Here is a 12,362-nt window from a genome sequence, read left to right on the forward strand (position 1 = left end):
GTAGGATTCGCGGTTGGTTACATAATCAACCGTGATATGTAGCGTAGATTAAGAGGTTTGTAGATGATCAGACAACGTACGCTTAAAGAAATAGTGACTACTGTAGGAGTGGGCCTTCACTCTGGTCGTAAAGTAACACTAACTTTGCGTCCTGCGGCTGCGAATACTGGTGTTGTATACCGTCGTACTGACGTGAATCCGCCTGTGGATTTTCCTGCGGATCCTCTTTCTGTACGTGACACTATGCTTTGTACTGCGCTTGTTAACGATGAAGGCATCCGTATTTCTACGGTTGAGCACCTTAATGCTGCACTAGCTGGCATGGGCATCGATAACATCATCGTAGAGGTTGATGCACCTGAGATTCCAATCATGGATGGTAGCGCAAGCCCATTCGTATACCTGCTACAACAAGCGGGCATTGAAACTCAGAATGCACCAAAACGATTCATTCGCATCAAGAAACCTGTTCGCTTCGAAGATGGCGATAAGTGGGCTGAACTTCGCCCTTACAATGGTTTCAGAATGGACTTCGAGATTGAGTTTAATCACCCAGCCATCGATGCTGACGAACAGCGTCTTCTGTTTGATTTCTCATCACAAGGTTTTGTAAAAGAAATCTCTCGAGCTCGTACTTTCGGCTTCATGCGCGATATCGAATACTTACAATCACAAAACCTAGTTTTGGGTGGTAGCTTCGACAACGCTATCGTTTTGGATGATTACCGTATCCTTAACGAAGAAGGTCTACGATTCGAAAATGAATTTGTAACACACAAAGTATTGGATGCAATCGGTGACTTGTATATGGCCGGTCATGCCATTATTGGTGAGTTTGCAGCTTATAAGTCAGGTCATGGTCTAAACAACCAACTGCTTCGCGCGGTACTGGCAGACCAAGAAGCGTGGGAATGGGCAACGTTTGAAGAGCAAGCAGGTTCTCCAGTCGCGTTTGCAGACCCAAGCATGGTAATGGCGTAATAACGTCAATACAGAATTTAGAAAAAGTCAGGCTTCATGCCTGACTTTTTTGTTTCTGTCGTTTTCAGCATCACTGGCACGGTGGCAAAAAGTTGCCAACTCAAAAAAGATCTTATTTCTTGAGTGGACGATCATCTGCCGATCTTTTCGATCCTTTTTGCTTTCTGTTTTCCCTAATACCACCACAGCCCTTGTTTCGTGGAGTATAAGTTTTCACTTTTAGCCCTCTTATCTCGTATTGCTGTCATACTTTTTAGCAAGAATGGTGTACTTTCATCCCTTCAATACCCCAAAACTTCCAAACACATCAAACTAATTGCGGTTAGTTTCGATAGATGCTTGGTTGTTGGGTCAAAAATTCCTTAAACTATGTGCCATTAATTAGCATGTCTGCCTTGAATTCTAGCCGCTTGAACTCAATATCAGTTGGTATAGATTTTATCTCAGTTAGGTCGCTTGGCCTTAGTAGAGACGGAAGGCAATTTTAATAGGTCGAAATGATCTAATGGTAGAGAGAACAAAAACACAATGATTACTAACCTACTGACAAAGGTCATTGGTAGTCGCAACGACAGAACACTGCGTCGACTAAGAAAAATCGTAAAACAGATCAATAACTACGAGCCGCAGTTCGAAGCGTTGTCTGATGAAGAACTAAAAGCAAAGACGGTTGAGTTTCGTGAGCGTTTGGACAAAGGTGAAAATCTAGACCAAATCCTACCAGAAGCGTTTGCAACTGTTCGTGAAGCATCTAAGCGTGTGTTCGGCATGCGTCACTTCGATGTTCAGCTTATCGGTGGTATGGTTCTTAACTCAGGCCAAATTGCAGAGATGCGTACCGGTGAAGGTAAAACGCTGACTGCAACACTTCCAGCCTACTTGAACGCTCTACCAGGCAAAGGTGTTCATATCGTAACGGTGAACGACTATCTTGCTAAGCGTGATGCGGAAACTAACCGCGCGCTATTCGAATTCCTAGGCATGACGGTGGGTATCAACGTACCAAACATGCACCCTCAAGAGAAGAAAGAAGCTTATCAAGCGGATATCCTATACGGTACGAACAACGAGTTCGGCTTCGACTATCTTCGTGACAACATGGCCTTTCGTGTTGAAGACCGAGTTCAGCGTGAACGCTTCTTCGCTGTTGTCGATGAAGTTGACTCCATCCTTATCGATGAAGCACGTACCCCGCTCATTATCTCTGGTCCAGCAGAAGACAGCTCTGATCTTTACACTCGCATCAACACCCTAATCCCGAATCTTGAACAGCAAGAGCAAGAAGATTCGGAAGAGTACCGCGGTGATGGTCACTATACGGTTGATGAGAAATCTAAGCAGGTTCACCTAACAGAGACCGGTCAAGAGTACGTTGAAGAATTGCTAATCAAAAACGGTCTGATGGAAGAAGGCGATACATTGTACTCACCAACTAACATTAGCCTATTGCACCACGTTAACGCTGCATTGCGTGCTCACGTGTTGTTTGAGAAGAACGTTGACTACATTGTTAACGAGCAAGGCGAAGTGGTTATCGTTGATGAGCACACCGGTCGTACTATGCCTGGTCGTCGTTGGTCTGAAGGTCTTCACCAAGCGGTTGAAGCTAAAGAAGGCGTTAAGATCCAGAATGAAAACCAGACGCTGGCATCGATTACCTTCCAGAATTACTTCCGTCTATACGACAAACTGTCGGGCATGACCGGTACTGCTGATACAGAAGCATTCGAATTCCAATCTATCTACGGTCTAGAGACAGTGGTTATCCCAACCAACAAACCTATGGTTCGTAACGATATGCCGGATGTGGTTTATCGCACAGAGATGGAGAAATTCAACGCCATCATCGAAGATATCAAAGAGCGCGCGGCAAATGGTCAGCCTATTCTGGTTGGTACGGTATCGATTGAGAAATCAGAGCTGCTATCAAACGCTCTGAAGCAAGCGAAGATCAAACACAACGTACTTAACGCGAAATTCCACGAGCGTGAGGCGGAAATCGTTGCTGAAGCGGGTACGCCAGGCGCGGTGACCATCGCAACTAACATGGCAGGTCGTGGTACCGATATCGTGTTGGGTGGTAGCTGGCAAGCAAAGGTTGAGCAACTCGACAACCCTTCACAAGAGCAGATTGACTCAATCAAAGCTGAGTGGAAAGTGATTCATGATCAAGTGCTAGAAGCCGGTGGTCTACACATCATCGGTACTGAGCGTCATGAATCTCGTCGTATCGATAACCAGCTTCGTGGTCGTTCTGGTCGTCAGGGTGACGCGGGTTCTTCTCGCTTCTACCTATCAATGGAAGACCAACTACTTCGTATCTTTACTTCTGATCGTATGGCGAGTCTTATCCAGAGCGGTATGGAAGAAGGCGAAGCGATTGAGAGTAAGATGCTGTCTCGCTCAATCGAGAAAGCACAGCGTAAAGTGGAAGGTCGCAACTTCGACATCCGTAAACAGCTTCTTGAGTTCGATGACGTGGCGAACGATCAGCGTAAGGTGGTCTACGAGCTGCGTGATGAACTAATGACCGCTGATGACATTAGTGAGATGCTAGAGCAAAACCGCGCTGACGTCTTTACTTCTGTTATCGATGAATACATCCCGCCACAGTCGCTTGAAGATATGTGGGACATCGAAGGTCTTCAAGAGCGTCTTAAGAATGACTTTGACCTTGATCTGGCGATCAAATCTTGGTTGGAAGAAGACGACAAGCTTTATGAAGAAGCACTTCGCGAGAAGATCCTTGATACTGCTGTCACTATCTACAAAGAGAAAGAAGAGACCGTTGGTGCTCAAGTACTGCGTAACTTCGAAAAATCAGTGATGCTACAAACGCTAGATACGCTTTGGAAAGAGCACCTAGCGGCGATGGATCACCTACGTCAAGGTATCCACCTTCGTGGCTACGCACAGAAGAACCCGAAACAAGAGTACAAGCGTGAGTCGTTTGAGCTGTTCGAGCAATTGCTAGATTCTTTGAAGATTGATGTCATCACCATTCTTTCTAAAGTACGCGTACAGCAGCAAGAAGAAGTGGAGCGTATGGAAGCTCAGCGTCAAGCACAAGCTGAAGCTGCAGCAGCAAAAGCGCAGGCTCAACACGCGAATGCAGAGAACCAGTTGGCGGATAACTCTGAACAAGAGCAAGAAGGTTCAGCACAACCTATGGTACGCGAAGAGCGTAAGGTTGGTCGTAACGAGCCTTGCCCATGTGGTAGCGGTAAGAAGTACAAGCAATGCCACGGTAAAATCAACTAAACCAAGGTATTGAAGAAAAGAGTCGCATTAAGCGGCTCTTTTTTTATGCTAACGTTATAAGTCCGCGCAGATAGCGTGAGCTTGATTAGAATAGTGAAAACAACAATAACAGTGAGGAAAGGAAGTGAAGCGAGTTCATATTGTCGCCGCCATTATCTTTAACCAAGATAAGTCTCAAATCTACATTACCAAGAGACCCGATAACCTACACAAAGGCGGCTTCTGGGAGTTCCCTGGTGGCAAGGTTGAAGCAGGTGAAACGATTCAACAAGCCATTGCTCGTGAACTGTATGAAGAGATTGATATTAAAGTGACCGAGCAGGTGCTTTTCGAACATCTTCTGCATGATTACCCTGAGAAGTCGTTGGAGTTCGATTTCATCTCAGTAACAGGTTTTGAAGGTGTGCCTTTTGGTAAAGAAGGGCAGGAAGGACGCTGGGTCAGTATCAGTGAATTGGCAGACTACCGCTTCCCTGAAGCCAACGTGCCTATCTTGAACAAAGTCATCGAAAAATACCGTTAAAATTGGTAACTGTGCTAGCAGCCCTAATTGCTTTACGTTACATTGGTAGCAACACAAAACAACGGAGAATAGCGCAATGGTAAGAATTGCGATTGCAGGAGCAGCGGGCCGCATGGGTCGCAACCTAGTAAAAGCAACATTTCACAACAAACAAGCGACCGTGGGAGCGGGCTCTGAGCGTCCTGAGTCTTCACTCGTTGGCGTTGATGTTGGTGAGCTATGTGGTGAAGGGCGCTTTGATGTCGCGCTGGTTGATGATTTGGCGAAGTCAATTGCCGACTTTGATGTGATTATCGACTTTACTGCACCGAAAAGTACCCTTGCGAATCTAGAGCTGTGCAAACAGCATGGTAAAAAAATGGTCATTGGTACCACAGGTTTCAGCGAAGAAGAGAAAGAGCTCATCGATGAAGCGGCTAAGGTGGTTCCGGTTGTCATGGCACCAAACTACAGCGTTGGTGTAAACCTAGTATTTAAACTGCTAGAGAAAGCAGCGAAGGTCATGGGTGATTACTGTGATATCGAAATCGTAGAAGCACACCACCGCCATAAAGTTGATGCGCCTTCTGGCACAGCAATTGGTATGGGTGAGGCGATCGCGGGCGCGATGGGTAATGAGCTTAATGATGTGGCAGTCTACGCTCGTGAAGGCATTACTGGTGAGCGAACTCGTGATGAAATTGGCTTTGCGACAATACGCGCCGGTGACATTATCGGTGAGCACACGGCGATGTTTGCGGATATCGGCGAGCGTGTTGAGATCACTCACAAAGCGACCGATCGTATGACCTTTGCTAATGGTGCAGTCAAAGCTGCTGTGTGGCTCAATGATAAGCCTGCCGGTTTCTATACCATGACCGAAGTGCTCGGTTTAGACAGCATTTAAAAAAAGCGCCAGTATGGCGCTTTTTTTATATCCCAATTCGGTGTGAGTACTAAAGACAGCAACTACATAAATATTCTGGTAACGATAGTCTGAGTGAGTACAAACACTGCGTGTCCTAAATTTCACAAATGGATGCAAAGTGTGCAGTTATTGGGTTTTTTGCCTGTTTTTATGAAGCCTTTTTGTGGTTTTTTAACTTAAAGCTCTATTTTTATATGTTTTGTCTGTTTGGCGATCGTTTGCGCAAATAGTTGTTGCAAATTTTGAAGTATGACGGTGAGTTTCTGCGTCGAAAAACTATGCTTGCCGTTAACTGATTGAATTTTTCTCATTAAATGTCTGTTTTTGGCGGTTTAAAACGAAAAATTCGTTAGTGACTATAAAGTTTGGATTTATTTTTCCGTGCTTGTTGACACAAAACGTCGGCATCATTAGAATACCGCCAATTTGTCTGAACTACCTAAAACCGCTTATTTATAGCGAAGAGGAAGGCAAATCTGCAATTTAATTTAAAATTTATGCATTTTTATTCTGGAGGTTGTCTTGAGTAAATCAGCACTGTTAGTCCTAGAAGATGGGACAGTGTTCCGCGGTGTTTCCATTGGAGCAGATGGTTTATCCGTTGGTGAAGTTGTTTTTAATACCTCGATGACGGGGTACCAAGAAATCCTCACTGATCCTTCCTATTCTCAACAGATTGTCACTCTTACTTATCCTCATATTGGCAATACTGGTACTAATAAAGAAGACGAAGAGTCTTCAGCAATCCACGCACAAGGCCTTGTGATCCGCGATCTTCCTCTTATCGCTTCTAACTTCCGTAATGAACAGTCGCTTTCAGACTACCTTAAGTCTCAAAACATCGTTGGTATCGCAGATATCGATACGCGTAAGCTGACTCGTCTTCTACGTGAGAAAGGCGCTCAGAACGGTTGTATCGTTGCTGGTGATAACCTAGACGAAGCGCTAGCACTGGCGAAAGCGAAAGAGTTCCCTGGCTTGAAAGGTATGGACCTTGCGAAAGAAGTAACAACGCAAGAAACGTATCAATGGAAACAGGGTTCGTGGACACTCGAGGGTGGCCTTCCTGAAGCGAAAGACGACAGCGAGCTGCCATATCACGTTGTTGCTTACGACTTCGGTGCAAAACGCAACATCCTACGCATGCTTGTAGACCGCGGCTGCCGCCTAACAGTGGTTCCAGCGCAAACTTCTGCTGAAGACGTGCTTGCACTTAACCCAGATGGCGTATTCCTATCAAACGGCCCTGGTGACCCGGCGCCATGTACTTACGCGATCGAGGCAACAAAAGTATTCCTAGACAAAGGCCTACCAATCTTTGGTATCTGCCTTGGTCACCAAATCTTGGCTCTAGCGTCTGGTGCGCAAACAGTGAAGATGAAGTTTGGCCACCACGGTGCGAACCACCCAGTTAAAGACCTAGACCGTGATGTAGTAATGATTACTTCACAGAACCACGGCTTTGCTGCGGATGAAGAGACGCTTCCAGAGAACCTACGTGCAACGCACAAATCTCTGTTCGACGGAACACTTCAAGGTATCCACCGTACAGATAAGCCAGCGTTCAGCTTCCAGGGTCACCCTGAAGCGAGCCCAGGTCCACACGATGCAGCGCCATTGTTTGACCACTTCATCGACCTAATTAAAGAACACAAAGCGTAATTCGGAGTAGTTGAGAATGCCAAAACGTACTGACTTAAAAAGTATTCTAATTCTTGGTGCTGGCCCAATCGTTATCGGTCAGGCTTGTGAGTTTGACTACTCAGGTGCTCAAGCGTGTAAAGCACTGCGCGAAGAAGGTTACCGAGTTATCCTTGTGAACTCGAACCCTGCAACTATCATGACTGACCCTGACATGGCAGATGCAACTTACATCGAGCCTATCCAATGGGAAGTGGTTCGTAACATCATCGAGAAAGAGCGTCCAGATGCAGTACTGCCTACTATGGGTGGTCAGACTGCACTTAACTGTGCTCTAGACCTAGAAAAACACGGCGTACTAGCTGAGTTTGGTGTAGAGATGATCGGTGCAACGGCTGACGCTATCGATAAAGCAGAAGACCGTTCTCGATTCGATAAAGCGATGAAGTCAATTGGCCTAGAGTGTCCACGTGCAGACACGGCTAAGACTATGGAAGAAGCGTACGCGGTTCTTGATATGGTTGGCTTCCCTTGTATCATTCGTCCTTCTTTCACTATGGGTGGTACCGGTGGTGGTATTGCGTACAACAAAGAAGAGTTCGAAGAGATTTGTCGCCGCGGTCTAGACCTGTCTCCAACCAATGAGCTTCTTATCGATGAGTCGCTAATCGGTTGGAAAGAGTACGAGATGGAAGTGGTTCGTGACAAAGCGGACAACTGTATCATCGTTTGTGCGATTGAAAACTTCGACCCAATGGGCATTCACACTGGTGACTCAATCACAGTGGCGCCAGCGCAAACGCTGACGGACAAAGAATACCAGTTAATGCGTAACGCTTCTCTAGCGGTACTGCGTGAAATCGGTGTAGAAACAGGTGGTTCAAACGTTCAGTTTGGTATCAACCCGAAAGATGGCCGTATGGTTATCATCGAGATGAACCCACGTGTATCTCGCTCTTCTGCTCTAGCGTCTAAAGCAACAGGTTTCCCAATCGCGAAGATTGCTGCGAAGCTAGCAGTTGGCTTTACTCTAGACGAGCTAATGAACGACATCACGGGCGGCGCAACACCAGCATCGTTCGAACCAACAATCGACTACGTTGTGACTAAGATCCCTCGCTTTAACTTCGAGAAGTTCGCGGGCGCTAACGACCGTCTAACGACTCAGATGAAGTCAGTTGGTGAGGTAATGGCGATTGGTCGTAACCAACAAGAATCTCTACAAAAAGCACTTCGTGGCCTAGAAGTTGGCGCGAACGGCTTTGACGAGATGGTTGACCTAGACTCTCCAGACGCACTATCTAAAATCCGTCACGAGCTGAAAGAAGCGGGTGCGGAGCGTATCTGGTACATCGCAGACGCATTCCGTGCAGGTTTGTCTGTAGACGGTGTATTCAACCTAACGCAAATTGACCGTTGGTTCCTAGTTCAAATCGAAGAGCTTGTGAAACTAGAGAACGAAGTTAAAGCAGGCGGTTTTGCCGGTCTTACTGAAGACGTACTTCGCAAGATGAAGCGCAAAGGCTTCGCCGATGCTCGTCTGTCTTCGATTCTAGGTGTATCGGAAAGCGAAATCCGTCGTCTACGCGACCAGTACGACATTCACCCTGTTTACAAGCGTGTTGATACGTGTGCTGCTGAATTCTCATCTGACACGGCTTACATGTACTCATCTTACGATGAAGAGTGTGAAGCGCAGCCAACAGACAAAGACAAGATCATGGTTCTGGGCGGTGGTCCTAACCGTATCGGTCAAGGCATCGAATTTGACTACTGTTGTGTACACGCATCTCTTGCACTGCGCGAAGACGGTTACGAAACCATCATGGTTAACTGTAACCCAGAGACAGTATCAACGGACTACGACACGTCAGACCGTCTGTACTTCGAACCTGTAACGCTTGAAGATGTACTATCAATCGTACGCGTTGAGAAGCCAAAAGGCGTTATCGTTCAGTACGGTGGTCAAACGCCTCTGAAACTAGCACGTGCTCTTGAAGCAGCAGGCGTGCCAATCATTGGTACTAGCCCAGATGCTATCGACCGTGCAGAAGACCGTGAGCGCTTCCAAGTTGCTGTAGACCGTCTAGGCCTACTACAACCAGAAAACGCAACAGTAACTACGCTTGAGCAAGCGGTTGATAAGTCTCGTGAAATCGGCTTCCCACTGGTTGTACGTCCTTCATACGTACTCGGTGGTCGTGCGATGGAAATCGTATACGACGAGCAAGACCTACGTCGCTACTTCAACGAAGCAGTAAGCGTGTCTAACGAATCGCCAGTACTTCTAGATAGCTTCCTTGACGATGCAGTAGAAGTGGATATCGACGCTATCTGTGACGGCGAGCGTGTGGTTATCGGCGGTATCATGGAGCACATCGAGCAAGCAGGTGTTCACTCAGGTGACTCAGCATGTTCACTTCCGGCTTACACACTAAGCGCAGAAATCCAAGATGTGATGCGTGAGCAAGTTGAGAAGCTAGCGTTCGAGTTGGGTGTACGCGGTCTGATGAACACTCAGTTTGCGGTTAAGAACAACAAGGTTTACCTAATCGAAGTAAACCCACGTGCAGCTCGTACTGTACCGTTTGTTTCTAAAGCAACAGGTGCACCGCTTGCGAAAATCGCAGCGCGCGTAATGGCAGGTCAATCTCTAGAGTCTCAAGGCTTTACCAAAGAGATCATCCCACCATACTACTCTGTGAAAGAAGTGGTATTGCCGTTCAACAAGTTCCCTGGTGTTGACCCACTACTAGGCCCAGAAATGCGTTCTACTGGTGAAGTTATGGGTGTTGGCGCAACGTTCGCAGAAGCTTACTCGAAAGCAGAACTAGGTTGTGGCAATGTTTACCCAGAAGGCGGCCGCGCACTACTGTCTGTTCGCGAAGGCGACAAGCAACGTGTTGTTGACCTAGCCTCTAAGCTAACTAAGCTTGGTTACCAGCTAGATGCAACACACGGTACAGCGGTAATCCTAGGTGAAGCGGGCATCAACCCTCGTCTTGTGAACAAGGTACACGAAGGCCGTCCACATATCCTAGACCGCATCAAGAACAACGAGTACACCTACATCGTGAACACGACTGCAGGTCGTCAATCGATTGAAGACTCAAAAGTTCTACGTCGCGGCGCTCTGGCTGAGAAAGTGAACTACACAACAACGCTAAACGCAGCGTTTGCAACGTGTATGGCTCACACTGCTGATGCGAAAGTATCAGTAACGTCAGTACAAGAGCTGCACGAGCAGATCAAAAACGCTTAATCGCGTAACACAATAAGAATAGAGAGGTGAGTTATCACCTCCTAGACAACCTCATTGCCCGCTCATTTGAGCGGACTTTTTTTACCTGTCCAATAAACGATTCCAATTTGGAATAGGTTTGTATCGGTGGTTTCGCTAGTTTTAGTGGCGCTGGTGGATACAATTTCACAAAACTTCTTTTGAGCTTCCCACATGGACGTAACTTACGACATTCTTGTTTTACTGTTTTTTGTCGCTGGCTTGGCTGGTTTTATTGATGCTATGGCTGGAGGAGGAGGGCTGTTGACGCTACCTGCGCTACTCTCCGCTGGCGTGCCACCGACACAGGCACTCGCGACGAATAAGCTGCAGAGCTCGTTCGGCAGTTTCTCTGCGACTTGGTATTTCGTTCGTAATGGTATTGTCGATCTTAAAGATATGCGTCTCGCGATAGCCTGTACTTTTGTGGGCTCGGCTATCGGAGCCGAGTTGGTTCAGTATATTGATGCTGGGGTGCTGACGAGCTTGATTCCTGTGCTGCTACTTGGCATCTCGCTCTATTTCTTATTGGCGCCGCAAGCTGGAGAAGGCGGAGGCAAGCCGAAGATGTCAGAAACCTTGTTTGCGTTTTCTGTTGGCACCGGTGTCGGCTTTTACGATGGTTTCTTCGGTCCAGGTACGGGCTCTATCTTTACTATCTGCTTTGTGGCTATTGCTCAATTATCGATTGTTCACGCGACCGCGCGTACCAAGGTGCTTAACTTTACCTCGAACCTGGCTGCCTTGATCTTCTTTGTTATCGCTGGTCTGCCTGTATGGGAGATTGGATTGGTGATGGCCGCTGGTGGCTTCTTAGGGGCAAGGATGGGCGCTAAGGTCGTGGTCTCTAAAGGTAAGAAGTTCATCCGCCCATTGGTGGTGATTATGTCGATGGTGATGGCATTAAAGCTACTTTGGGAACAGCATCCTCAATGGTTTCAATCACTGTTTTAAGGCGAGCTTGTTTAAGCGCACTCGGTCTATAAATAACGTGAACTGGACGCGTCAGTGCAGTCAAAAACTCAAAGTCGAAACATAAAGCCTCGCTGATGTGCAGTGTTTTGATAATAGACAGTGGTACAAGTGCTGGTGAAACTCCTCGAATCGCCAGTTGAGCGGCGGCAGTATACGAGTCCATCTGCATGCTGGGTGAAATTCCAGCCTGCTGTAATAACCCTGCTTGATAAGTGTTAGCGGGATTATTCAAGTCATTGGTAATCACACTAGTAGGAGGGTGGATTAACCGCTGCTTGCTGACGACCTTAAAGGGCTCGTCAAAAAGGTGCGTGGCGATAAGTCCAAGCCGTGAGTTCAGGTGTCCGGCACATAAACCGACAGCCGCTTCTCCTGATTTGACGTGCTCGACTATTCGGGGGGTATGATTGGTCGTGACGGTCAGAAAGCTATCTTGCGCCAACAGTTGCGGCATCACTTCACTCAAGTAGCCTGCAACCAGCGTCTCAGAGCAATCGAGTCGCAAAATAGATTGCTTCTCAACGTTTTGCTCTTCGGCGATAAGTCCCCTTAGCTCATTTAAACTCGGACCGACGCGTTCAATCAGGGCTTCAGCTTCTGCGGTGAGTTTAATCTGCCGACCTTCAGGTTCAATCAGGGTCTTTCCTAACCGCTTTTCTAGGTTAGCGATACGCTTGCTCACCGCTGACTGGCTGATATAAAGCCGGCTTCCAGCTCTACCCATTGTCTTTTCTTGCGCGAGCACAAGCAGTGTTTCAATACCCTCTAGAAGCATGTGTCTTTTGATGAAAGAA

8 protein-coding genes are annotated in these 12,362 nt (G+C 47.1%); 7 read left to right on the top strand and 1 reads right to left on the bottom strand.

Going from position 1 to position 12,362, the window contains the following annotated elements:
- The first annotated feature begins 63 nt into the window (after positions 1-63).
- The 7 genes from lpxC to J4N45_RS02720 all read left to right on the top strand — a co-directional run bounded on the left by lpxC (position 64) and on the right by J4N45_RS02720 (position 11,547).
- Positions 64-981, top strand: coding sequence for a UDP-3-O-acyl-N-acetylglucosamine deacetylase (lpxC, locus tag J4N45_RS02690; RefSeq protein WP_042476021.1), 918 nt, complete (start codon positions 64-66; stop codon positions 979-981).
- 528 nt (positions 982-1,509) lie between these two features.
- Positions 1,510-4,242 (top strand): preprotein translocase subunit SecA, encoded by a 2,733-nt coding sequence (secA, locus tag J4N45_RS02695; protein ID WP_252013463.1) that lies wholly within the window; start codon positions 1,510-1,512, stop codon positions 4,240-4,242.
- Positions 4,243-4,366: 124 nt separating this feature from the next.
- Entirely contained in the window at positions 4,367-4,765 is a 399-nt protein-coding gene (mutT, locus tag J4N45_RS02700; RefSeq protein WP_042476027.1) for an 8-oxo-dGTP diphosphatase MutT, read from the top strand.
- A gap of 76 nt (positions 4,766-4,841) precedes the next feature.
- Entirely contained in the window at positions 4,842-5,651 is an 810-nt protein-coding gene (gene dapB, locus J4N45_RS02705) for a 4-hydroxy-tetrahydrodipicolinate reductase (protein ID WP_252013465.1), read from the top strand.
- A gap of 543 nt (positions 5,652-6,194) precedes the next feature.
- Positions 6,195-7,334, top strand: coding sequence for a glutamine-hydrolyzing carbamoyl-phosphate synthase small subunit (gene carA, locus J4N45_RS02710; protein WP_112459856.1), 1,140 nt, complete (start codon positions 6,195-6,197; stop codon positions 7,332-7,334).
- 16 nt (positions 7,335-7,350) lie between these two features.
- Entirely contained in the window at positions 7,351-10,575 is a 3,225-nt protein-coding gene (gene carB / locus J4N45_RS02715) for a carbamoyl-phosphate synthase large subunit (protein WP_252013476.1), read from the top strand.
- 192 nt (positions 10,576-10,767) lie between these two features.
- A complete protein-coding gene (locus J4N45_RS02720; RefSeq protein WP_252013479.1) occupies positions 10,768-11,547 on the top strand; it encodes a TSUP family transporter in 780 nt (259 codons plus the stop codon).
- Here the strand turns inward: J4N45_RS02720 and J4N45_RS02725 are convergent.
- The gene (locus tag J4N45_RS02725; RefSeq protein WP_252013481.1) at positions 11,477-12,343 is read right to left on the bottom strand and encodes a LysR family transcriptional regulator; all 867 of its coding nucleotides are present in this window, start codon (positions 12,341-12,343) and stop codon (positions 11,477-11,479) included. The two genes, J4N45_RS02720 and J4N45_RS02725, sit on opposite strands and share 71 nt — an antisense overlap.
- Positions 12,344-12,362: the final 19 nt, after the last annotated feature.

Origin of the sequence: Vibrio sp. SCSIO 43140 (assembly GCF_023716585.1) — a bacterium.
In the GTDB taxonomy this organism is placed as follows: Bacteria; Pseudomonadota; Gammaproteobacteria; order Enterobacterales; family Vibrionaceae; genus Vibrio; species Vibrio maritimus_B.

Excerpts from the sequence above, each read along its gene's own strand:
- J4N45_RS02720 (WP_252013479.1), top strand. The coding sequence starts at position 10,768 with ATGGACGTAACTTACGACATTCTTGTTTTACTGTTTTTTGTCGCTGGC.
- secA (WP_252013463.1), top strand. The coding sequence starts at position 1,510 with ATGATTACTAACCTACTGACAAAGGTCATTGGTAGTCGCAACGACAGA.
- J4N45_RS02725 (WP_252013481.1), bottom strand. The coding sequence starts at position 12,343 with ATGCTTCTAGAGGGTATTGAAACACTGCTTGTGCTCGCGCAAGAAAAG.
- carB (WP_252013476.1), top strand. The coding sequence starts at position 7,351 with ATGCCAAAACGTACTGACTTAAAAAGTATTCTAATTCTTGGTGCTGGC.
- dapB (WP_252013465.1), top strand. The coding sequence starts at position 4,842 with ATGGTAAGAATTGCGATTGCAGGAGCAGCGGGCCGCATGGGTCGCAAC.
- lpxC (WP_042476021.1), top strand. The coding sequence starts at position 64 with ATGATCAGACAACGTACGCTTAAAGAAATAGTGACTACTGTAGGAGTG.